Source organism: Pedobacter sp. ASV28 (assembly GCF_016428855.1).
In the GTDB taxonomy this organism is placed as follows: Bacteria; Bacteroidota; Bacteroidia; order Sphingobacteriales; family Sphingobacteriaceae; genus Pedobacter.
In genome coordinates this window covers 69,023-95,022 of sequence record NZ_JAELTN010000005.1, presented here as the reverse complement: position 1 = coordinate 95,022, position 26,000 = coordinate 69,023, and the positions used below count along the sequence as shown (strand labels likewise).

Below are 26,000 nucleotides of genomic sequence, written 5' to 3'. Positions count from 1 at the left end.
CCGCATTTTGCCTATGAGAAAATTAATACTAGGTAGCTTAGTTTTTTTAGTATGCTATAATGCTTACGCCCAGGTTCCTGTCAGGACGGTACAAAATGATACCATCCTAAAAAATATCACCACCTCTTCGCCGCTAGATACGGTGGCTGTGCCATTGATTGATAAACCTTTGTTCTTTAACCAGAACTTGGTCTATAAGTTAAGGTTGGATTCCATCGAGCAAACCGTTCCATTAGATTATAATGAATATGTACAAAACTTTATAGATATCTATATAAAACGTAAGGATATGTATGGAAAGATGCTAGCGCTTTCCAATTATTATTTCCCTATTTTTGAAAAGGCCCTGAAAGCGTATAATATCCCTGCAGAGATCAAGTATCTGCCTATTATAGAATCGTCAATGGATCCTCATGCCATATCTAGGGTAGGAGCAACAGGCATGTGGCAGTTTATGTTTGGAACGGCAAAGGCCTATGGCTTGAATATGGATAATTTTGTGGATGAACGTAAAGATCCCATCCAGGCAAGTTATGCTGCCGCTACGTATTTTAGGGATGCCTACGAAGAGTTGGGGGATTGGCTTTTGGCAATAGCGGCCTATAATTGTGGAAAGGGTAACGTGACTAGGGCAATTGAGAAAGCGGGGTCGCGTAATTTTTGGGAGATTAGAAATTTTCTTCCGAAGGAAACCAGAGACTATGTGCCTGCTTTTATTGCTGCGGTTTATGTCATGAAGTATGCTAAAAACCATCAGATCACCAGTAAGCCCTCCCCTTTTAATTTTAAGACAGATACCATTATTGTTCGGAATTTTGTGGCATTGGGAGATTTGGCAAAAGCAATGGATAGGGAAGAAGAAACATTGGCTATCCTAAATCCGAGCTATAAAAAGAGAATCGTAAATGGTACCGATACTTCTCCAAAGCGTATTGTGATCCCTAAGCCGGAACACCAGCATTTCGAACGAATGTTTGAAGTACTAAATAGCGACTTTAATACAGAACGTGAAGTGGTGCTTGCCTCAACAGATGACCTAAGGGATCTGAGAAAAAAGAAAGTATTATTGGTAAAGAATGAAAAGCCCGAGGGAAAAATGCTGATACATAACGTGGGACAGGGCCAAAGCCTTAATGGTATTGCCAATAAGTATGGTGTAGAAGTTCAGGATCTGAAAGTTTGGAACAAGCTAAAAAGTACCACTATTATCCCTGGTCAGAAACTAAAGATATTAAGACAGGGCCATGCCATTATAGAAAGTTCGAAGACCAAAACCACGTTTGTAACCTATACGGTAAAACAAGGGGATACTTTATCGGGTATCGCAGAAAAGTTTAATGGAGCAACGGTAGCCACACTAAAGGAAGTTAACGGCTTAAAGTCGGCAAAAATTACCGAAGGCATGACCTTGAAGATCGTGTTATAGTCTCTTTTTCACTTTCTTGAAAAATAATGCAAGGTAATTTCATGTTCCCTATATTTGGATATGGATAGATTTTGGGATAGGTTATAATGAAAGATCGCATTTTCAAAAGAATGCCCAACGATATTTGCTATTCGTTATCTCAATTTCCCCCTTTTTTGTCTATTCCCAAAACATTCCGTTAATCAATTAATAGGGGCCTGGCGAACGAAGGATACCTCGAAAACCAGAAAGGCCGAAATGACCTCTGCCGACCTTCGTAAAAACCATTATAATCCAACATTATTTTCAAGAGTTTAGGCAATTAGATAACTATCCTGAAAAATAATCCAGATAGACGGTTGGCAGCTAGGGTAAGGCAGTGCCAAGTTTTAAATTAAAGTCCAATAGACTGAAACACTCTTCTTTTTTTGTTTATTCTCGCTTTTCCATTATTTGTTGTTTCCATTTTTTCTTAATGTAAAAAAAACGTGATGTTTTATTTTGTTAATATTTTGCTAATATTAAAGCGTTAAATTGTGTTTGTAAAACAAAACGAAACAAATAAAAACAAAATGGATAATAGAAGAGAATTCTTGCGTAAATCACTATTGCTTTCTGGAGCAGCTGGCTTATCTACCGCATTGTCTGGCTCCATCCAAAAAGCTCTTGCCATTGATCCTGTAGCGGGCAGTACCTTCTATGATGCCGAGCATATCGTTATCCTGATGCAAGAAAACCGTTCGTTTGACCATACTTTTGGATCTTTGCAAGGGGTAAGGGGATTTAATGATCCCAGAATTACCATACAACCCGATCAGAAGCCGGCTTGGTTCCAGACCGATGCGCAAGGTAAGACTTTTGCTCCATTTCGTTTAAATATCAAAGACACTAAAGTAACCTGGATGGGATCACTGCCCCATTCGAGAGCAAGTCAGGTAGATGCCCATAATAATGGCAAATATGATAAATGGCTGCTTGCCAAAAAACCAGGCAATAAAAAATATGCGCACATGCCCCTAACAATGGGTTATTATACAAGAGAGGATATTCCTTTTTATTATGCAATGGCCGATGCATTTACGGTTTGTGACCAGAATTTCTGTTCTGCCATGACCAGTACTACACCTAATCGTTCGTTTTTTTGGACTGGAAAGATAACGAATGAAGAAAATGGTTTGGCAAAAGCCAATATTAGAAACGATAACTTCTCCTATGGTAAACATACCTGGAAAACATTTCCAGAGTTGCTTTCGGAAAATAAGGTGGCTTGGAAATTTTACCAGAATGAGTTAAGCTGTGGTGGTGGTTTTGTGGGCGAAGAGCGTTCATGGTTGGCCAATTTTGGTTGCAATCTCTTAGAATTCTTCAAGGTTTACCATGTGAAATTTAAAGATAAATATGTAGAGAACCTTAAAAAACAAGTAGATACTTTACCGGGAGAGATTAATAAACTACAGGAAGAAAGTCCATCTAGTGAGGATGCCGCAAAGAAGATCCAACAAAGTATAAAAGATAAGAATATAGCCTTGGAAAAAGCAACCGAGGAACTACAGCAATGGGGAGAGGATAAGTTCAAGGAATTAAGTGAAGCGCAAAAAAATCTTTTTTATAGTGCTTTTGTCGTGAATAAAATGGATCCGAATTATAGAAAGATCACTTCATTAAAATATACCGATAAAGGAGCGCAGAGAGAACTGGTTGTGCCAAAGGGCGACATTCTTTGCCAGTTTAGGCAAGATGTGAACCATGGTAAGCTGCCAACAGTTTCCTGGTTGGCGGGACCTCAAAACTTCTCTGATCATCCCAGTGCACCTTGGTATGGTTCATGGTTTATTTCCGAAATCATGGATATTTTAACCAAAAACCCTGAGGTGTGGAGAAAGACTATTTTTATAGTAACCTATGATGAAAATGATGGCTATTATGACCATGTTGTTCCCTTTTCCATTCCAGATGAGCATAAACCAGAAACGGGAAAATGTTCTGCTGGTATAGATACGGAGATAGAGCACGTGCGCTTGGCCAACGAGCTAAAACAGGGGGTTCCAGAAAAACAGGCTAGAGAAGCCCCTATAGGTCTGGGTTTTAGGGTGCCTATGCTTATCGCCTCGCCATGGAGTCGTGGAGGAAGGGTCTGTTCGCAGGTTTTCGACCATACTTCAACGCTTCAATTTTTGGAAGATTTTGTAAATAAGAAGTATAAAAAGAAGATCAGAATAGACAATATTAGTGCTTGGCGACGCGCTATTAGCGGTAACTTGACTTCCGCCTTTAAACCTTATTTGCAGGCTAAAGAACAATTGCCATTTTTAGATCGGAATGCTTTTGCAGAAACCATATATAATGCGAAATTTAAAGCAGAGCCAGGTAATTTTATAGAAGTGGCTAAGGCTGATATAGAAAATAAAGCAGGTGTAGATAGATTTGAGCATATTATGGCACCCCAAGAGAAGGGCATAAGAAAAGCGGCAGCGTTGCCCTATCAATTGGGATCGAATGGAAGGTTGTCTGACGATAAAAAGCGATTTGTCATCACAATGGCGGCAAGAGATCAGATTTTTGCGGAAAAGACTGTAGGTGCACCCTACCGGGTATATGCTCCATTCAACTATAGAAAAGCGCAAGGGCAAATGGAGCGTTGTAGGAATTGGTGGTTTGCGGTTAAGCCTGGCGATGAAATTTCTTATGAGTGGCCTTTAGCATCGTTTGATGGCGAAAAATATCAACTGGATCTGCATGGGCCAAATGGTTTTTATAGGCAATTTATTGGGACAAAGAATGATCCCCAACTAGAGATTTCAGTGACGGAAGAACTGAACCGAATCACTAAGAAACCTACGGGAAATGTGATGATCGAAATTAAGCATACAGGACAAACAGCCCAAGCCATAAATATTGTCGATTTGGCCTATAAACAACCAGATTTTAATCGGGTAATTAAGCCTGGCGCTACCGAACGAATTATTTTAGATTTAAAATCGAGTCATAATTGGTATCATTTTAAGGTAGAAGTAGCAAGCAATAATATGTTTTCGCAGCAGTTTGCAGGACATATAGAAACAGGTTATGAAAGTTTTACAGATCCTTATATGGGACGTACAACCTAATCATTATAGCTAAGGCTACTGATCTTTTTACTGCATTTGTGCAATCGATAGCATGACTTATTCTTCCATGCAATCGTTAACGGGAAAGATTGCATAAATTTATATGTTAAATCATTACTGCAACTGTAGTAAACTGATTAATATTGGTTTAACCAAATATTAATCAGGTCTCTAAAAACAGAGAAGATAAGGTGAACGTGAAGTGTACAATGGTGGCCTGTATAATTGACTAAACCAACATTGTCATGAACTTCCGTACATCCCCACAGTCAATAGCGTTGTTCGTCGCTATATTTTTTACGTATTTTTTTGCGAATGCCCAACAGCCCGCTTTTCCAGGAGCGCAAGGTTACGGTAAATTTGCCACCGGTGGTAGAGGCGGAAAAATATATACGGTTACCAATTTAAACGATGCAGGTCCGGGCAGTTTTAGGGAAGCCTTTAATGCCTATCCGGGAGAACCATTAACTATTGTGTTTGCTGTTGGTGGCATTATTGAATTACAATCCCAGATCAAGGTAAATAGGTCGAACATTACCATTGCAGGACAAACGGCACCGGGAGATGGCATTTGCCTAAAAGGATATTCTTTTATCATTAACGGAGCAAGATCTACTGGCCAGGGCGGTAACCATGGCAATATCATTATCAGGTATTTGCGCTCTAGGCCGGGTAGTACACTCTCTACAGGGGTTTATGGCTTCGATCTTGAAAATTGCTACAATGTAATTGTTGACCATTGTTCGTTTAGTTGGGCGAATGAAGAGTGTGCGGCCATGTACGACATGGAGAATGTAACGGTACAGTACAGCATCATTAGTGAGGGTTTGTTTAATGCAGGACATGCCAAGGGAAATAGAGGTTATGGAGGGGTCTGGGGTGGGCAATATGTTTCATACCACCATAATTTATTTGCGCATTTAAATGCCAGATCTACGAGGTTTAACGGTGCCCGGGCACATGATGTAAATGCATTGGTTGATTATCGAAATAATGTAATTTATAATGCAGGAACTAGGAATGCAGCGGCAGGAGGTGCAGTAAATTTAGACAATAGCTTCTCTCGCATCAATTTGGTAAACAACTATTATAAGCCGGGACCGGCTACTCCTTCTGATTATTTGTTCATTGAAGCAGATTACGAAACTGATGTAGCCAAAGGGGTTGGAGAATTTTATGTAAGTGGAAACATAATGCATGGCAACTCGGCAAAAACAAATGATAACTGGAGTGCGGTTAGCCTCACTAAAATCCCTAGCGAGTTACAGGCAGCGGCCAAATCTTTGGTCGAGTTTACCGTGGCTCAACCCATTGCCGTGCAAACTGCAGAAGATACCTACGCTGATGTGCTGAAAAATGCAGGGGCTATTTTACCCGTTAGAGATGCGGTAGATAGGCGTGTGGTGAGTGAAACAGCTACCGGAACAGCTTATAGCGTGGGAATTACTTCGGGCAAAAGAGGCATTATTGATTTGCCGGTAGAAGTAGGCGGATGGCCTGTATATCAGTCTGGACCTGCCTTAACAGATACCGATGAAGATGGAATGCCAGATAATTGGGAGCTGGCAAACGGGCTAAATCCAAACGATCCAACAGATGGAAATACCACAAATGCAGAGGGATATACCATGTTGGAGGTGTACCTGAATAGTATTGTGCCCGCTGTTTCGCAAGGCTATGAAGTATTAGGATTTTCGGCAACGCTAAATTCAGGAAGTACAACCTCCTCTACTTTAAACTGGGTTATTAATAATGATGTTGATTTACAAGGTATTGTGTTGCAGAAAAGTGCGAGTGGACAAGCTTTCTCAGACTTGACTTCGGTAAATAGCCAACAAAATAATGGTTTGAGCAATTACACCTATACAGATAACAATCCCTTTGGTTCTACTTCCTATTACAGGTTGAAGTTAACAGCAACCAATAATCAGGTGAGTTATAGCAATGTAGTGCAACTGTATAATCCCATAGCGCAAGCATATTGGACAGAACCTTTTACCAACACAACGGTTCGTACTATAAATATGCCAGCTACTATCCAGACCTCTGTTCAAGACAATGGCACTTGGATTTTATATGGCGCACAGCGGGAAGAGAAAAGTGTTGCTGATGCAGACCCTAATAACCAATGGACAAGTGGGCTAAGCAATCCGAGTTTAAAAATACTGAACCGAAATGCGGCCACCACTACAGAATATACACTAACTGAAGATCCCTATGTAATCACTCCTGTTTTTTCGCAGGGAATATCGAAAATTACATTTCATGAAAATCAACGGGCCAGCATCAATGCAAACAGCATAAAAATATATACTTCTACCAATGGCGGACAAACTTGGAGCACGACTGCCATTTCATCAGCTGCTAAATCTTCCAAGTTCGATCTGATTACGGTTGCGATAGAGGGGGCTAACATTAATAGGCTAAAAATTACCAAACCGGCTACAGTTACCATGAACATAGATAACCTTACTATTTATGCGCCCATAGGAGTGGTTTTGCCATTGGATTTTGTGTCCTTCAGTGCTACGTTTAAAAGGTCATTAAAAGCGGAAGTACAGTTGCTTTGGGAAACAGCCAATGAAGTAAATACTGCTTGGTTCGAGATAGAAAGAAGTTTAGATGGGAATGATTTTGAGAAAGTGATCAAAATGCCCGCTGCTAACAAACCGGGTGCACATTCTTATCATTATACAGATCCACAGCCTCTATCTGGAACTAGCTATTATAGGTTAAAACAAATAGATTTAGACGGGAAGTATCGCTACAGTGAAGTCCGATCTGTAAATAACCGTTCGATAGTGCAGTTAAAGCTATATCCCAATCCTGTCAACAAAGGTTTTACGCTTGAACATCCTGTAGCGGTAGCTAATGCCACACTCGGTGTTTTTAGCCTGGCTGGCTTAGAAATTTTAGTTCAGCCGATAGTTAAGGGAACGGTGCAAACCTATGTTGCCATGGAACACCTGCCACAAGGTATCTATATAGTAAAGTATAAGGGGGATAAGGAAATTATTTCCCGAAAAATTATCAAACAATAACCAAAAACCAGCTAAACCTAAAATGTATGAACAAAAAACTTTACTTATTTTTTTATTTGCTATTTTTCAGCGTTCCGTTATGGGCACAAACCACAGAAACAGCCACATGGTCATTAGCTAACGCTACTGGCCTAGTATCTGGCGGAGGGTTGATAGCGACTGACCAGGTATTGGGAAATGCGATTAGCGGTGTCCAGTATAACTCCACTTTTGGAACGATATCAGGTTGGCAAAGGGTAGGCTCAACAGCTTTTCTTCCAATTAATTATAATGAGAATTCTTATGTGGAATATACATTGAAAGTGCCTGTTGGTAAAAAGTTTACGCTCACAAATATTAACCTCAGTGCACTGGGCGGTGGAACAGGTTCTGCGAGAATGGCCATTTACTACTCTTTGGATGGCTTTCTTAATTCATTTCCTGCCGGAGCGATAAGCTATAATGGTGCTTCTTATACCAATGACCAAGGTAATACCAATTCTGTAGCCCTATTAAATACCAGCACAGCGTCGTTAACAGGGCAGCAGGTAGCTAATGTCAATGTGGCCAATATAGAGGTAGCGCAGAATAAGACCCTTAGCATACGGATCTATGTTTGGATTACGGGCACGGGTAATCGCTATTTTGCCAGTAAAGATTTTAAGCTTACAGGTACCTTGAGCGATGATACTTCGCCAATAGTTACCCAGTATGCTTTAACGACAAGTGTTAGTCCTGCAAATGCGGGTACGGTAAGTCGTACACCAAATGCTGTGCAATATGACGAGGGTTCAAATGTATCGCTATTGGCAACCGCTAATTTTGGTTATCGTTTTGCCAAATGGGTAGATGCCAATACCGAAGCAGAACTGTCTACTGCAAATCCTTACTTGGTTACCATTAATGCTGCAAAATCTATAAAAGCTGTTTTTGACACAAAAGTAACGTATAATTTTAGTGTAGCGACCACTGGCTCTGCTTGGGGCGAAGTTAAGCTTAACCCGTTGCCAACAAATGGTAAATACGAAGAAGGTACAGAAGTTACTGTAGAGGTGGTGCCAAATCCAGTGGTCACTTTCAGTAAATGGGAAAATAATACGACCGCTACGCAAAGAGTAATTACGGTAAATAGTGATCAATCTTTAACCGCAACCTTCGATGAAATTCCCTTTATAGTGGGTTGGAATTTTAAAGATCAGAATACTAAGGTGTCTAAATTAGCCGATTACTATTCAGAAAGTACAAACACAGGGACTTTATCTGCTTTTGAACCTACGGGGGTAGCGGTGAACTGGCTTTCAAACCCAGGCGCATTTTCACCCTCTTATCCCAATGCCAGATTATGGACATCGGGGGCAAATTTTGTAAGCACCCGCCGTTATTTACAGGCGCAATTTTCTACTACAGGTTACCATAACATACAGGTAAGATCTATGGTGAGTGCCAACTACCAAGCCTATAAAGTAATGACTTTACAATACTCTACAAATGGGACTACTTTTACAGAAGTTGCTCGTGTAGACATTACCGATGTGTATAATTCCGCTTGGAAAAATTTAGATGTAACCTTGCCAGCAGGTGCCGAAAACCAAACACGTATCTATTTGCGATGGGTAGCTGATCCAACAAGCGGTCTCTTAGGAGGAAGTGCAGATAACGATGGATCTGCCTTTACCAATATTTATGTTTACGCTGATAAAGAAGTTATAAATGATACGGATGCTCCTGTACTCATTTCTACGGTTCCTGCAAATGGATCTAATACCGCAACTATAAACGGGGCTGTTGTACTTACTTTTAACGAGCGGGTAAAGGCAGGTGTAGGCAATGTTACCCTTGGTGCAAAAACATTGGTGGGTACCTTTGGGTCTAAAACGGTAACTTTTCCTTATGAAAAATTAAATTACAATACCGCATATACGGTAACTGTTCCGGCAGGTGCATTAACAGATATGTCGGGTAATGCCTATACGGGTATAACATTTACGTTCACTACGGGCACAAGAGCGCAGCCAACCATGAAATTATTCGATGTGATAGTGGCTCAGGATGGTTCTGGAGATTATACAAACATTACTGCTGCCATTGCTGCTGCACCAACAGATAGAACCGTGCCCTGGCTTATTTTTGTTAAAAATGGCACCTACACAGGGCACCATGATATTCCTGTAAATAAACCATTTCTTCATTTGATTGGCCAAAGTAGAAATGGGGTTGTCATTACCGATAATCGACTTTCTGGGGATGACGGGCAAGGCAGTACGGTATATAGTGTAAGCTTGGGCGCTACCATGGTGGTTAACTCGGCAAATTGCTATTTTGAAAATATTACTTTTGAAAATTCAAAGGGTTATGTAAATCTTACAGGGCCACAAGCTTTGGCCCTATATACACCAGGTGATAAGTTCTCGATGAACAACTGTTACCTTAGATCCTATCAAGATACTTATTTAACCGCCTATAGCAGTTTGTCTGCCAGACATTATATTAAACAATCTAGAATTGATGGTGCGGTAGATTTCATTTATGGTGGTGGCGATGTTTTCTTTGATAGGGACACGTTAGTTATTAATAGGGCTGCAGGAGGATATATCGTGGCACCTAGCCATCAGGCGGGCACAGTTTATGGATATGTATTCAGCAATACCGTTATTGCGAAAGATAGAGTTGCCAGTGTAGATGTATATCTTGGTCGCCCTTGGCAAAATGCCCCTAAAACAGTCTTCATCCATACTAAATTATCGAGTAATGTGAATATATATCCACAGGGCTGGTATTATAAAATGGGAGCTATTCCGGCGGTTTTTGCAGATTATGGAACCACTAATGCAGCGGGAGGGGCGGTAGATATGTCGCAGCGAATTTCTAATTATGAATATGATATTAAAGATGGTGGTGGCAATGTAACAAGTACGGTAACGGGTACAGCTAAAAACACCTTGACAGACCTGGAAGCGGCGGCCTATACCTATGAAAATGTAATACTTCGAAGTGGCGATACCTGGGATCCGAGAATGATTGCCGAAGCACCAGATAAACCATTAAACCTGACCCTCACCAATCATAAGCTTACTTGGTCGGCAGTAAATTACACCCGCTTGTATATAATTACCAGAAATGAGATCGTTATTGGTTTTAGCCTGGCCAACGAATTTACAGACAATACGGCTACTATAGGCACAAACTATAGCTACAAAGTACAGGCAGTTAGCGAATATGGTGCATTAAGTGCCGCATCAGATGTCATTCAGGTGCTTCCAGTTACAGGATTAACTTTTAATGCCAAAAAAGTGGGTCAGACTGCCGCATTAACTTGGACAACCTATACAGAGCATAACACCTCGCACTTTACTATTGAGAGGAGCACTAATGGTACAACATTCCAAACCATTGGACGTAGAGAGGCTGCTGGAGAAAGTAGTGCCTTAAGGAGCTATCTTTTCAACGATGTAAATCCCTCAAATGGTTATAACTATTATAGGGTACGGGCTGTTGATAAGGATGCAAAATTTAGCGAGAGTGGAATTATGGCCCTACAATTTGATTTTGCCGGTTCGGCTGCTCTAATTTATCCAAACCCCGTGGTAAACCATAGTTTTAACATGGTATTATCATTACCAAAATCTGAAAAAATCACGATTAGAATTACTTCTGTTGAAGGGAAGATTTTACAAACGGAAACCAGTTTTTGGCCGCAGGGCAGGACGGTAAGACAGTTAGATTTGGCTAAAGGGATGGTGCCAGGTATTTATATAGTAAATCTGATAGGTGAAACCCATAAAGAAACGCTAAAATTATGGGTGAAATAATGCCCAAGGCGGCTGTTAATTCATTCCATTTTTTATTGACAAAGGGGACTTTCGGTCCCTTTTGTCATTTATACAGACTAAATTCATGGGCCTTACAACTTGTTGCCACTCCATTAGGATTAATAAAAAAGAAATTGTATCCTCAAAAAAATTGTAACTTTGGCCGCTACAAATGATTAAAAAATGAGCAAGATTAACAGAAAACAAGATGCTTTAGATTACCACTCGCAAGGGCGGCCCGGAAAAATCGAAGTAATACCAACTAAACCGTATTCTTCGCAGAGAGATTTAACATTGGCCTACTCGCCAGGTGTAGCAGAACCTTGTTTAAAAATTGCAGAAAATAAAGAAGATGTTTATAAATACACCGCAAAAGGAAACCTGGTAGCCGTAATAAGTAATGGTACTGCAGTTTTAGGACTTGGTGATATTGGTCCTGAAGCAGGTAAGCCGGTAATGGAAGGCAAAGGACTACTATTTAAAATCTTTGCCGATATCGATGTTTTTGACCTGGAATTGGATACTAAGAATGTAGATGAGTTTGTAAAGATCGTTAAAGCACTGGAACCGACCTTTGGCGGAATTAACTTAGAAGATATCAAAGCGCCAGAATGTTTCGAAATAGAGCGTAGGCTTAAAGAAGAAATGAACATTCCGGTGATGCACGACGACCAGCACGGTACGGCCATCATCTCTGCGGCAGCATTGCTAAATGCCTGTGAACTGCAGAAAAAGAAAATGGACAAGATCAAGATCGTGGTAAATGGTGCGGGTGCCGCGGCTATTTCCTGTTCACGTTTATATGTGGCTTTGGGTGCCAAAAAAGAGAATATCGTAATGTGCGATAGAAGTGGTGTGATACGTGCAGATCGTCAAAATATCGATCCAATTAAAAAAGAGTTCGTTACCACTAGAGATCTACATACATTGGAAGAGGCCATGAAAGATTCGGATGTGTTCATCGGTCTTTCTTCAGCTGATTGCGTATCGGTTGATATGCTGAAATCGATGGCCAAAAACCCTATTGTAATGGCCATGGCCAATCCTGATCCCGAAATTGCCTACGATTTGGCGATCAACTCCCGCAAGGATATCATCATGGCTACAGGCCGTTCAGACTATCCTAACCAAGTGAATAACGTATTGGGCTTCCCTTATATATTCAGAGGTGCATTAGACGTGAGGGCAACAGCCATTAATGAGGAGATGAAGATTGCTGCGGTAAGGGCTATTGCCGAATTGGCTAAAAAATCTGTCCCAGAGGCCGTAAATATGGCCTATAATGCTAAAAATATTAAATTTGGTAAGGATTATATCATTCCTAAACCTATGGATTTCCGTTTGATGACCAACGTTTCTATGGCAGTGGCAAAAGCGGCAATTGAAAGCGGTGTGGCCCGTAAGGTCATTACCGATTGGGATGCGTATGCAGAAGAACTTAAACATCGTTTGGGCACAGATGATGCCATTATGCGTGCCATTACCAACAAAGCCAAGTCAGATCCTAAGCGTGTAGTCTTTGCAGAAGCCGATAATTATAAAATTCTAAAAGCGGCCCAAATTGTTAAAGACGATAATATCGCTATCCCAATTTTATTGGGCAATAAAGAAAAAATCCAAGCCATTATAGAGGAGAATGCTTTAGAATTGGAAGGGGTACAAATTATCGATCCGGCTTTAGAGACCGAAAGAACACAGAAATATGCACAGTCGTTGTATGAGAAAAGGCAAAGAAGAGGGGTAACCTTAACCGAAGCGGTTAAAAAGATGCGCGACAGGAATTATTTTGGTTCTTCAATGGTAGAGTTTGGAGAAGCCGATGCGATGGTTTCGGGCCTAACCAAAAATTATGCAACTACCATTAAGCCAGCGTTGCAAATTATAGGTACAGAAGAGGGTGTAAGCCGGGTGGCGGGAATGTATATGATGATGACAGAGAAAGGTCCTGTCTTCTTCGGAGATACCACAGTAAATGTAGATCCAACCGTTGAAGAACTGGTAGATCTTACCCTATTGCTCGAAAAATCGGTTAGAAAATTTAATATCCAACCAAGAATAGCCCTGCTTTCCTACTCAAACTTTGGTTCTAATGAAGGCGTAATTCCAGAAAAAACCAGGAAAGCGGTTAAGGTTCTTCATGAAAAGTACCCTGAGATACTTGTAGATGGAGAAATGCAAGGAAATTTCGCAATTAATAATTCAATGCTGAAAGATAATTTTCCTTTTAGTAGATTAGCAGACGCACCTGCAAATACCTTGGTGTTTCCTAATTTAGAATCGGGAAATATTGCCTATAAGCTTTTACAAGAGCTTGGAGGTGCAGAGGCAGTAGGCCCAATTTTATTGGGGTTGAAAAAACCAGTTCATATTGTGCAGTTGGGTAGCTCGGTAAGGGAAATTGTGAATATGGTCACCATTGCCGTATTAGATGTACAAGCAAAGGAAGAAGCCGAACCCAAAAGAAAGGGATTGTTTAAAAAGAAATAATTAAACGGTCTTTTCGTCGTAATCTCGCGATTATGATAGGACAGATAGATCATTAAAAAGCCAACTATCTTTAATTTTTGATTTTTGGCTTTTTAACTGTTAACTTAGCACTATGTATGCATATATTGATGGGAAGCTGACATTCAAATGTCCAACCTATGTTGTTGTAGAAGCAGGAGGTGTTGGTTATCACATCAATATATCGCTGAACACTTATACCGCCTTGGGCAGTGCCGAGCGTTGTAAAATTTATACATGGTTACATGTAAAAGAAGATGCGCATACCCTTTATGGGTTTTCTGATGAAGGAGAAAGGAAACTTTTCTTGCATCTGATATCTGTATCGGGCATTGGACCAACAACTTGTAGGATGATGCTGTCGTCAATTACTCCAGTTGAAATCCAGCAAGCCATAGTAAATGCCGATGTGGCATTGATTCAGAAGATTAAAGGCATAGGGGCTAAATCGGCCCAAAGAATAGTACTCGAACTACAAGACAAACTAAAGAAAGAAGGTATAGAATCATTAATTTCTATGCCTGTTCATAATACAATTAAAGATGAAGCGTTATCTGCTTTAATCATGCTTGGCTTTGGGAAGCAAGTGGCTGAAAAAGCGTTGGATAATGTGATCAAAAAAGCGGAAGGAGATTTGACGGTTGAGCAGATGATTAAAATAGCATTGAAGAATTTATAAATAAACCACGATTGACAAACAAACTTACCTATTTTGTTTTATTGGTATGCCTTTTTGTGGGCAAGAATTCGCTCTCTCAAGTAAACAATGTGGGACCGCGAATCGATTCGGCCAAGAATTCTTTCAACATTAAAGAAAAGCAAATCATGGGATTACGTACCTATACGAATCCCTTTTTGGTATTACCACAAAACATTAAACGTGAGGTAGAATACGATGCGGTTAACAATCGTTATGTAATTACCGAACGTGTTGGCGATAAGCTGTATTCGCTACCGCAGTACCTTACCGTTGAACAATATCTACGTCTCATCAATAGCGAGATCAAGCGAGATAACTGGCGCTTATTGTCTAATGCCGAAGTAGCCGATATCCGTAAAACGGGCATTATTCCAGAGGTGAAGATCAATAGCCGTGTTTTTGAAAAGATCTTTGGTGGAACGAGTATTGATATACAGCCTAGTGGAGAAGCGGAGCTTACTTTTCTAGGTCGTATCAATAAAAATGAAAATCCGCTTTTTAATGAAAGACAGCGGGTGCAGAGCAATTTTGATTTTAACCAGCGTATTCAGATGGATGTGGTGGGGAACATTGGTACAAAAATGAAAATCAAAATGAACTACAATACCGAAGCGCAGTTTGATTTTGAAAACCAGGTTAAATTAGACTATACAGGTGGACCTGATGATATTATTAAGAAAATAGAAGCTGGAAATGTAAGTTTACCGCTAAATACCTCATTAATTAGCGGCACACAGGCACTTTTTGGGATTAAAACCCAATTGCAATTTGGCAAGTTGGGTTTAACGACCGTGTTTTCCCAACAGAAATCGCAATCTAAGCAGATTGAAATTAGCAACGGAGCACAGCAAAACGAATATAGGATTAGTGGGAGCGAGTATGAGGCCAACAAGCACTATTTTTTGGCGCAGTATTTTAGGGATAATTACAATAGGGCCCTTGCCAACCCCCCTACTGTCCTTTCTGGGATTTTAATTACCAAAATAGAGGTATGGGTCACTAATAAAACTGGCAATACTACCGATTCGAGAGATGTGCTCGGGTTTATAGATTTAGGAGAAAATACACCGTACAACTCGGTGGCTATTGGGGGCTTAGTTACAGGGGGAGGTTCGGTATTACCTTCTGGATTTAGCAATACTAATTTTCCTCAACAGTCTAACGACTTGTTACGTAATCTACCTGCAGGGGCCAAACTTTCTAATGGAAATGGAATTCTCAATTATTTTAAGACAAACACAGCCACCGAAGCCACGGATAATTTTGCCAAAATCACTTATGCCAGGAAATTAACCGAAAGAGAGTTTAATTTTCAACCTCAATTGGGTTATATATCCTTAAATACACAGCTAAATACGGATGAACTTTTGGCTGTGGCCTATCGTTATACTTATAATGGGGTAGAATATCAGGTGGGTGAGTTCTCTACTGATGTGCCCTTTGACCAAAATGCCCCAAATCTGCTCTATGCCAAGTTGCTGAAAAATGAAACAACCAAAACCAACCTTCCCATATGGGATTTGATGATGAAAAACATCTATAATATTGGGGGTTATCAAATCAGTAATCAAAATTTTAAGTTGGACATCTTTAGATTGGATGAAACCTCTGGGGTAGAGAGGGCAGTGATTACCGAAGGGCAAAATACCCTAAATAAAATTTGGATCAACGCTACTGGGTTAGATCGGTTAAATCCTCAAAAAGAACGTAAACCAGACGGAGTGTTCGATTTTGAAGCCGAAAATAAACCTTTTAGTTCAACACAAAATACTGGAAACTCTTCCAATACTGGCTTTCCTAGCAGCTCTATCTCTACACTTAGTGGAAATACGAATAATGGTTATGTTACTATCGATCCACAAAATGGCCGGATCATTTTTCCTTTTATAGAACCTTTTGGTAAGGACCTAGGTGCTCAATTTAATCAAGCGACAGAGCAAGGGCTCATCACTAAATATACCTATCCGCAATTGTACGATTCTACTAAAGTAGTTGCCCAGCAATTGTTCCCCGATAAAAACCGTTACATCATCAAAGGGAATTACCAATCCGACATCTCTTCAGAATTTAGCCTAAATGCTATTAATGTACCTGAAGGTTCTGTAAAGGTTTACCTGGGTAGTATTCCTTTGGTAGAAGGCGCTGATTTTACGGTCGACTATATGGGTGGACGGGTTAAAATTCTGAATACCGCCTTGTTGAGCTCTGGTCAGTCAATTAGAATATCGACCGAAAATAATGAATTATTTGGACTGCAACAGCGTTCGTTATTTGGTGTAAGGGGCGATTATAGGGTAAATAACAAACTCAATATAGGGGGTACCTTTATGAACCTCACAGAAAGGCCAATTACGCCCAAAGTGAATTATGGAGAAGAGCCTATATCCAATACCATATGGGGCTTAGATTTGAACTATTCTTCGCCCTCAAGGTTTTTAACCAAAATGATTGATAAGCTTCCCTTGATCTCTACCAAGGAGAAGTCGACCATTACTTTCTATGGAGAGTTCGCGCAATTGGTACCAGGACATCCTTCTGCCTTAAATATGGGCGGTAGTAAAGGCGGTACCAGTTACATTGACGATTTTGAAGCTTCACGTTCGGTAATCGATTTGAAGAGCGCCATTTCCTGGCAGATTTCCGGAACACCACAATTGTTTACCGAATCTCAGTTTTCAGATGATTTAAGATATGGTTATAATCGTGCCAAAGTTGCTTTTTACAATATAGATCCTATTTTCTACAACAGGGGTGGTACAGCACAAATTCCGGCCAACCTCAGAAATAATAAAACAGAACTTTCTAACCATTATGTAAGGGAAGTTTTGGAGCAGGAGGTTTTTCCGTTTAAGCAGATCAGTACGGGACAGGCCGTCACCCTGCAGACCTTAGATCTGGCTTATTATCCGATGCTAAGAGGACCTTATAATTTTACGCCTACGGGCTTTAATGCAGATGGCACTTTGCAGAATCCAAGAAACAGGTGGGCGGGATTAATGAGAAGGGTAGATGTTAATGACTTTGAGGCGCAGAATATCGAGTATATAGAGCTTTGGGTAATGGATCCCTTTATGTATAAGCCGGGTTCGCAAGGTGGTGACCTGTATTTTAATATTGGTAATATTTCAGAAGATATCTTAAAAGACGGAAGAAAATCTATTGAAAATGGACTGCCGGCCACCGACGATCCGACGAAGTATGATGAAACGAGTTGGGGTAGGGTAGCCAAGCTACAACCGGTTGTCCAGGTTTTTGATAATGATCCCAATGTAAGACGAGCACAAGATGTAGGTCTGGACGGCTTATCAAATGCGAACGAAAGAGCAAAATTTGCCTCTCAGATTAGCCAAATTAAGGCACAGCTCAATCCAGATGCCGCACTAGCTTTTGATAATGACCCTTCATCTGATGACTATTCCTATTTTAGGGGAGAACTATTAGATCAATCTAACGCGGGTATCTTAAAGCGCTATCAGAACTATAATGGTGTAGAGGGAAACTCGAAAACCTCTCAACAGTCTATGGATGAATTGGGATTAGAAAACTCGGCTTCTACTTCTTTGCCCGACGGAGAAGATGTAAACCGGGACAACAATATGACCCAATCAGACGAATATTATCAATATAAGATATCTATGCGTCCAGGTGATTTAATCGTTGGACAAAATTTTGTAACAGATAAAGTGGTTTCGCAGGTTAAATTGGCCAACGGACAGACCCAAAATGCCACCTGGTATCAAGTCAGGATTCCTTTGGCACAGTACGAGCAAAAATATGGAAATATTCAAGACTTTAAATCGATCCGATTTGTAAGGATGTTCATGACCAATTTTGCAGATACTGCGGTTTTAAGATTTGCCAAAATACAATTTGTACGCGGAGAGTGGAGACAATATAATGCCAAGAACGAAAGCAATAAGGTAATTGTCGACCCAGGTCTTGTACCAGCACCGGCAGATAACTCTACCTTGGAACTGGGCACGGTAAATATTGAAGAGAACGGTAAGAGAACCCCAATTCCTTATGTGGTGCCACCGGGCATAGAAAGGGAAAGAGATTTTAGCAATTACAGGGGAGACACACGCCAAAATGAACAGTCACTATCTTTCATTGTTAAAGATTTGAAAGATGGCTACGGAAGGGCGGCATTTAAAACGGCCATTAACGACTTTAGGTCTTACAAGCGACTGGAAATGTATGTCCATTTGGAAGGTGACGGCATTCATCCCTTAGAAAATAACGACGTAAATGTGTTTTTGCGTATTGGAACAGATAACGATGACAACTACTATGAATATAACCAGCCCTTAAAAGTGACCTTGCCGGGTACTAGTGATCCGTATGCCATATGGCCTGAAGAGAACAAGCTGGATATTGAGCTTGAGTTGTTTCAAAAAGCTAAAATAGCCCGTAATAATTCCGGCTGGCCTATTAACATCCCTTATAAATATACGAACGGCAGGCATACTATTATTGTTAAGGGACAGCCCGATATGAGTAAGGTGCGGGTGTATATGCTCGGACTTAAGAACCCTTGGAAAAATGGAATTGACGCTTCTCCAAATGATGATGGTTTGGCCAAATATGCACAGGCTTGGTTCAATGAACTGCGCTTAACAGAATTTGACGAACGCGGAGGCTGGGCAGCCACAGCCCGAATGAGCGCCAAACTAGCTGATTTTGCCGACGTAAATGTATCTGGAACCAAATCTACCATAGGCTTTGGAACTTTAGATAGCAAGGTAAGTGACCGCAGCAGGTCTGATAATACTGCATTTGATATTTCATCAAATATAGAATTGGGCAAGTTGCTACCTCAAAAAAGCGGCGTGAAAATTCCTATGTTTGTGAGCTATTCAAAGCAGATCGCTACACCACAATTTGATCCTAGAACACCAGATATCGAATTGTCAAAGGCCTTGGATAATGCAAATAAGGCCCAAAGAGACTCAATACTTAATTTTGCACAGGATTATACCACCAGAAGCAGCATTGCATTTACCAACATTAGAAAAGAGCGTACCAAAGAAGATTCAAGAGTGAGGCTGTGGGATATTGAAAACTTTAATATTTCCTATGCACAGACCAAGCTTTCCCATCGTGATTTTATCAATGAAAATAATTTACAGCATACCTATAAAGCTTCTTTAGCCTATAATTATACCTATAATGCCAAAAATTATCAGCCATTTGACAAGATCATCAAATCGAATAGCCTAAAACTCTTAAAAGAGTTCAATTTTACATTGATGCCGAATTCCATCAACTTCAGAATTGACTTTGACCGTTTCTATTCTGAAAATACGTTGAGAAATAATGATCCAAATAACTATATCCCGATCAACACCACCTTTAACAAGAATTTTTTGGTGACCCGAGTTTATGGTATAGCTTGGGACCTGACCAAATCTTTGAGTTTAGATTTCGATGCCACCAATTATTCGATCATTGATGAACCTGATGGACGAATTGAAGGGTTAAAACGAGATACCTTATGGAATAACCTTAAAGGCTTGGGACGTAACACCAATTATAACCACAGCCTTAACGTAAGGTACAATTTACCCATTGGCAAGATACCTGGTTTCGATTGGGTGAGCGTAGCGACTACTTATGGAACGACCTTCAACTGGCAGACAGAAGCCCTGTCTACCTTGAACGATCCGACCATTAACTTAGGAAATACCATTCAGAACTCGAGAACCATTCAGGTTAACCCTACCCTTAATATGGTTTCTTTATATAATAAGTTCGGTTTTATGAGGAGGAGCCTAAATAATAGGGATACAGTGTTCAAGTTCTCTAAATTGATGTTGGGCATACTGACGAGTATAAAAAATGTAAACGTAGCCTTTACCCAAACTAAGGGTACCTTTTTGCCGGGTTATTTGCCAAAAACCAAGTTCTTTGGTATTGACGATGTGACGGGTGCACCAGGTCTGGGCTTTGTGTTCGGTAGTCAGAGGGATATTAGAGAAATGGCCTTGAACAATGGTTGGCTTACCATGGATGACCAACAGGTGCAGCTGTATGTGAATACCTTACGTGAAGATTTTCAGCTAACCAGTACCATAGAACCTTTAAGGGATTTGAAGATTACTTTGACCGCAAGTAAGAACAGGACCTTGAATTATTCCTCGAACTTTAAATATGATAATACAACGGCCTCGTTCAGAAACCTAAGTCCAAACACAACTGGCGATTATAGTGTGTCTATCATTTCTTTGGCTACAGCATTTAAGGATAAGAGTGGAAGTGTGCTCTCTAGTGTTTTCAATGAGTTTATGGATAACAGGGTAATTATTTCGCGCCGTTTGGGGAGTTTAAACCCAAATTCTATTGGGGTGAATAATGGCTATGCAGATGGTTATGATAAGAATGCACAGGATGTGGTGGTTTCGGCTTTTATAGCAGCTTATACAGGTAAAGATGCTAATTCTTCGAGTTTGAATAGTTTGCCAAAAATACCATTGCCAAACTGGAGGCTCACCTATGCCGGACTGACTAAAATTCCTTATATCGCAGATCGTTTCTCTGAGCTGAGCTTAAGACATGGCTATCGTTCAACTTATAGCATAAATGGTTTTAATAGCTTGTTGAAGTATGAAGAAGTAAATGGTTTTGTGAATAGTAGGGATGTAAGCAATAATTTCTTGCCCTATTATCAATTCGCTCAGGTAAGCATTTCCGAACAATTTGCACCTTTGATTGGTGTAGATACGCGATTTAAGAATAACCTGACCGCCAATTTCGAAATCAATAGAACCCGTTTGTTAGCCTTGAGCCTATCGAACAGCCAACTGGCACACCTGTCTGAAAATAATATCGTATTTGGCTTGGGCTATCGTACCACAAAATTCCGTTTTCCATTTGGCTTGTTTAAGCAAATGAAGATGGATAATAATATGGATTTTAAGCTTGATGTTTCGGTAAGGGATAACAAGACGGTAATTTATAGGGCAGACGTTACCGAAGCGGAAGTGTCTTCTGGTGCCAAGAACATTACCTTGCGTCCAAGTGTTGATTATGTGCTTAACCAACGTTTTAATGTCAAGGTATTTTATGATTCGAATATTACCAAACCATATACCTCGCAATCGTTCAATACTTCATTTAGCAATTTTGGTTTTAGTTTGCGAATAACCTTAAATTAGTAAACCTACAATTGCCATAAATAATTAACTTTGTCCCATATATTTATCATATTAAAAACAAACGAATATAGCAATGAACTTTCCATCAGAATTAAAGTATACAAAAGACCACGAGTGGGTAAAAGTATCAGGTAACGAAGCCACTATAGGTATTACAGATTTCGCACAACGTGAATTGGGTGATATTGTTTATATAGATATTAATACTGTAGGTGCTGAAGTAGCGAAAGAAGATGTTTTTGGTACTGTTGAAGCCGTAAAAACAGTTTCTGACCTGTTCATGCCTATAACAGCTACGATAGAAGAATTTAATGCCGAGTTAAATGATAATCCAGAGTTGGTAAATACAGATCCTTATGGAAAAGGTTGGATGGTAAAGGTTACTTTAAGTAATGTGGCCGATGTTGATGGTCTGCTAAGTGCTACTGAATACAAAGCCCTAGTAGGCGCTTAAATATGAGTAATTACAAAGCACTAAAATACCAAGGTTGGGCTGTTGCTTGGACTGCCGTTATTCTGGTGCTTTGTAATATAGATTTATCTAGTAGCCAAGGTAGCTCTGGTTTCTTTTTTACTGGGTTTGATAAATTGGCACATTTGGGCTTTTTTTATGTGCTGACTATTCTACTTTTTTACGGGAAAATAAAATACCAACATAATTATAGTTTCCGATCCCTGACTATCTTTAAAATAATTCTTATTTCTGCTGTAATTGGTGGAGGGATAGAATTGTTGCAGTGGAAAGTTTTTACCTATCGTTCTGCGGAATGGTGGGATTTTGGTTGCGACATGATAGGCTGTTTAATGGGGGTATTCAGTTATGTTTTGTTACATTTATCGAACTATAATGAAAGGGTTTAATCTCATTGCCGTTTTTTTTATATTGATGCTCTTCAGTTCTTGCAGCATTTTTAAACCTAGCTGTAAGTGTCCTAAAATACCTCATTCGCGCTATCAAAGCAGATAATTTAACTTTTTATTGGTAAGGGATGTTTACGTTCTCTTCTCAATGTAACGATAAAGTTAGTTGTATTTAAAATGTTACTGCCCTTTTAACATTTCTTAACAAACCTTTCAGGCTTTAAAAAGTCTGATAAAGTAATTTCATAAAAATTATAAACAGACAAATGAATAAATTAGTACAAAAATTATTGTTTTTTACCATCCTGTTTGCCGCAAGTATTTCACTTGCACAAGCACAGGGAACCGTTACGGGAAAGGTGTTGAATGGACAAGATAGAAGCGCGATAGACTATGCTTCCATAGCTATTAAAAAACTAAGCGATTCAAGTGTAGTAGGCGCCACTTCTACCGCAAGTAATGGTACATTTTCCATAAGTAATATTGCTGCAGGTAAATATAGATTATATGTAGTTTATCTAGGGTTGAAATCTATTAATAAAGATTTTGAGCTGACCGCTTCTTCTCCAAACCTCAACTTTGGCGAGCTAGTGATGGAAGATACAGGGGTAACCTTGAAAGGTGTGGAAATTAAAGGGGAAACACCGCCTGTAGTGGTTAAAAAAGATACTTTGGAAATAAATGCCTCTACCTTAAAGGTTAAGGAAAACTCTGTTGTAGAAGATCTATTGAAAAAGGTTCCGGGTGTAGAAGTATCGAAAGATGGAACGGTTACTACACAGGGAGAGACCATTAAGAGAGTGAAGGTTGATGGCAAAGATTTTATGGGAAATGACCCTTTGCTGGCCACCAGAAACTTGCCTGCCGATATGGTAGATAAAATCCAGATCATTGATGAGATGTCAGAACAGTCTAAATTCTCTGGTGTGGATGACGGTAACCGTGAAAAGATCTTGAACATCGTGACCAAGAATGGGATCAAAAATAAAGGATATGTGGGTAATAACAGTGTAGGTTATGGTACTGATGATAGATATGATGTAAACCTTAGTATTAACCGTTTCGATAAAAACCAACAGCTTTCCTTGATCGGGCAGTTTAATAATGTAAACAAGCAAAATTTTGGTGGTGGAATTGGCGGTGGCGGTGGTTTTGGCGGCGGTGGCCGTGGAATGATGTTTGGTGGAGCAGGCCAGCAGCAGGGCATTACGACTACCAATGCGGCGGGTATTAACTTTGCCGATACTTATGATGATGGTACCCAATTCAATGCCAGCTATTTCTTTAACAAAACGTCTTTGTTTAATGTTAATACCTCTAACACGCAAAGGTTTATTGGAAACGATGTGGTAACCAGTTTAGAAGATGCGGAAAGTACAACCAAGCGTTTAAACCATCGCTTAAATTTCATGATCGACACCAAATTGGATTCTGCTACTTCAATTAGGGTTCAGCCCAATATTTCATATACGGATAATTCAGCCAATAGCTTTACCAATTATAGTAGAAATAACCTGGCTGGTAATGCTTTAGGCTCTCAAAATTTAATCACGGGTTCTACGTCTCCATCTATAAGCAACAATTTATTGCTGAGGAGGAAATTTTTGCGTAGAGGCCGTACTTTGTCACTAAACGTTAATACGAATATTAACGATAGTGATGCTGATAACTACAACATAAATCCGGAAACATTAACTCCTCCAACAGGTCCAATCGATATCCGTGATAGAAACCTATTGAATGATAACAATACGAAATCTTTTAGCAATACTTCTAGATTGGTATATACAGAGCCATTGTCGAAAACATTAAGTCTTGAACTTAACTATCAGAACGGTTATCTGAAAGATAACAGAAGGCGTTTTACCTACAATTTTAATAATGTAACACAACAGTATGATCTTCTTGATATAAACTATAGTAATGAGTTTGAAAACACTACTTGGACCAATGCGGTAGGTTTCAGTTTCAATAAAAACGAGAAGAAATATAACTGGAATGTAGGTGTGGCCGGACAGCTTACCAATCGTACCAACGATAATTTGACCACTGGACTTTTGTTTAAACAGAATTTTGTTAATGTGACGCCTACAGCACAATTTAGATATAATTTTAGTAATAGTAAGCGTTTAAACATCAGGTATGATGGTAGAACCAACCAGCCAAGCATTGACCAGATACAGCCTGTACGTGATAATACCAATACGCAGAGCGTACCGTTGGGTAACCCAGATTTAAAACCTTCGTTCTCCAATAACTTAAGGATTTTTTATAACAATTTCGATTTTGCCAGCTATCGTACCTTGTTTTTGGGTGCATTTATTACACAGACTTTTAATGATTTTGGAAACACACAACGAGTAATTAATGATCCAACATCTGAAGATTTTGGTAAAATAGAAACTGGCTATTTGAATGTTAAAGGGAATTATAATGCGAACATCTTTGGTAACCTGGGCTTGCCTATCATTAAAGGAAATAAGCTTAATTTACAGATCAATGCCGGAAGCTCTTTTAACCACTCAACAAATATTGCCGATGGGCAAGAAAATGTTACCAAAACCATTGGCTTGAGCAATGGTTATAAGTTGGTTTCTAATCTGGACAAACTAGATTTAATCGCAGGTGTTTCTGGAAGATGGGACCATAGTAGTTACACTTTGGGAGAAACGACAAACTTCTATACACTATCGCCTAATATCGATATAAGCTACGTGTTTCCTGGAAATATCCGCTTACAGACAGATGCGACCTATAACAGATATACCGGCAGGGGGGAATATAATACCAGCTTTACGCAGGTAAATGCCTACATCAGTCGCCAGTTCTTTAAAAACAAAGGAACCTTTAAATTATCGGTAAACGATTTGTTTAATGAGAATACAGGTATTTCTCGTACGGCTAATGCCAATCAGATTGTTGACCAGAACTTTAATGTATTGAAACGTTATTTCATGTTCTCGTTTACCTACTCGTTGAGCAGCATTGCAGGAATGAACATGAACAACAATAGACAAGGTCAGGGTGGCCAAAGAGGATTTGGAGGTGGAGGAAGACCAGGCGGATTCTAAGCAAAATCATAAAATAACCGATAGCCATCAAATTTTTGATGGCTATTTTTGTTACAAGTCTTTATTTGGATTTGATATAAATAAGGGTTAAATTGCAGCCAAATTGTAAGGGGGCAAAATGTAGCCTTTTTGCATAAATAACATATTTTGTATGAAACTTTCGCAATTAAATCCGGGACAAAAAGGTATAATCGTTTCCTTTACAGATGTAGAGATGTCTGTGAAATTAATGGAGATGGGTTGCTTGCCGGGTGAAATTGTAGAGGTGGAAAGGTATGCCCCGCTAGGAGATCCAATTGCCATTCGGGTAGCAGGATATCAACTCTGTTTACGTAAAAGTGAGGCTGCGGTAATTATAATTCAATAAT

The 26,000-nt window shown here is 39.7% G+C and carries 11 protein-coding genes; all 11 read left to right on the top strand.

Features of this window, described 5'->3' with window-relative positions; genetic code table 11:
* Window positions 1–13 precede the first annotated feature (13 nt).
* The 11 genes from JHD79_RS03040 to JHD79_RS02990 all read left to right on the top strand — a co-directional run bounded on the left by JHD79_RS03040 (window position 14) and on the right by JHD79_RS02990 (window position 25,999).
* Window positions 14–1,426, top strand: coding sequence for a LysM peptidoglycan-binding domain-containing protein (locus JHD79_RS03040; RefSeq protein WP_199117689.1), 1,413 nt, complete (start codon window positions 14–16; stop codon window positions 1,424–1,426).
* 551 nt (window positions 1,427–1,977) lie between these two features.
* Window positions 1,978–4,512 carry a phosphocholine-specific phospholipase C gene (locus tag JHD79_RS03035; RefSeq protein ID WP_199117687.1) on the top strand — a complete coding sequence of 845 codons (2,535 nt, stop codon included), beginning with the start codon at window positions 1,978–1,980 and terminating at the stop codon, window positions 4,510–4,512.
* A 245-nt stretch (window positions 4,513–4,757) separates the two neighbouring features.
* On the top strand, window positions 4,758–7,553 hold the full coding sequence (locus JHD79_RS03030) for a T9SS type A sorting domain-containing protein (protein WP_199117686.1): 2,796 nt from the start codon (window positions 4,758–4,760) through the stop codon (window positions 7,551–7,553).
* A gap of 26 nt (window positions 7,554–7,579) precedes the next feature.
* Window positions 7,580–11,341: a pectinesterase family protein gene (locus tag JHD79_RS03025; protein WP_199117684.1), complete on the top strand. Its 3,762-nt coding sequence runs from the start codon at window positions 7,580–7,582 to the stop codon at window positions 11,339–11,341.
* 183 nt (window positions 11,342–11,524) lie between these two features.
* Window positions 11,525–13,828 carry an NADP-dependent malic enzyme gene (locus JHD79_RS03020; protein WP_199117682.1) on the top strand — a complete coding sequence of 768 codons (2,304 nt, stop codon included), beginning with the start codon at window positions 11,525–11,527 and terminating at the stop codon, window positions 13,826–13,828.
* A gap of 112 nt (window positions 13,829–13,940) precedes the next feature.
* On the top strand, window positions 13,941–14,525 hold the full coding sequence (gene ruvA / locus JHD79_RS03015) for a Holliday junction branch migration protein RuvA (RefSeq protein WP_199117679.1): 585 nt from the start codon (window positions 13,941–13,943) through the stop codon (window positions 14,523–14,525).
* Between the two features lie 146 nt (window positions 14,526–14,671).
* Window positions 14,672–21,700 (top strand): cell surface protein SprA, encoded by a 7,029-nt coding sequence (gene sprA / locus JHD79_RS03010; protein ID WP_199117753.1) that lies wholly within the window; start codon window positions 14,672–14,674, stop codon window positions 21,698–21,700.
* A 73-nt stretch (window positions 21,701–21,773) separates the two neighbouring features.
* Window positions 21,774–22,154 (top strand): glycine cleavage system protein GcvH, encoded by a 381-nt coding sequence (gene gcvH / locus JHD79_RS03005; protein WP_199117677.1) that lies wholly within the window; start codon window positions 21,774–21,776, stop codon window positions 22,152–22,154.
* Window positions 22,155–22,156: 2 nt separating this feature from the next.
* The gene (locus JHD79_RS03000) at window positions 22,157–22,561 is read left to right on the top strand and encodes a VanZ family protein (protein ID WP_199117673.1); all 405 of its coding nucleotides are present in this window, start codon (window positions 22,157–22,159) and stop codon (window positions 22,559–22,561) included.
* A gap of 266 nt (window positions 22,562–22,827) precedes the next feature.
* Window positions 22,828–25,632 (top strand): outer membrane beta-barrel family protein, encoded by a 2,805-nt coding sequence (locus JHD79_RS02995; RefSeq protein WP_199117670.1) that lies wholly within the window; start codon window positions 22,828–22,830, stop codon window positions 25,630–25,632.
* A gap of 151 nt (window positions 25,633–25,783) precedes the next feature.
* Window positions 25,784–25,999 carry a FeoA family protein gene (locus JHD79_RS02990; protein WP_199117667.1) on the top strand — a complete coding sequence of 72 codons (216 nt, stop codon included), beginning with the start codon at window positions 25,784–25,786 and terminating at the stop codon, window positions 25,997–25,999.
* Window position 26,000: the final 1 nt, after the last annotated feature.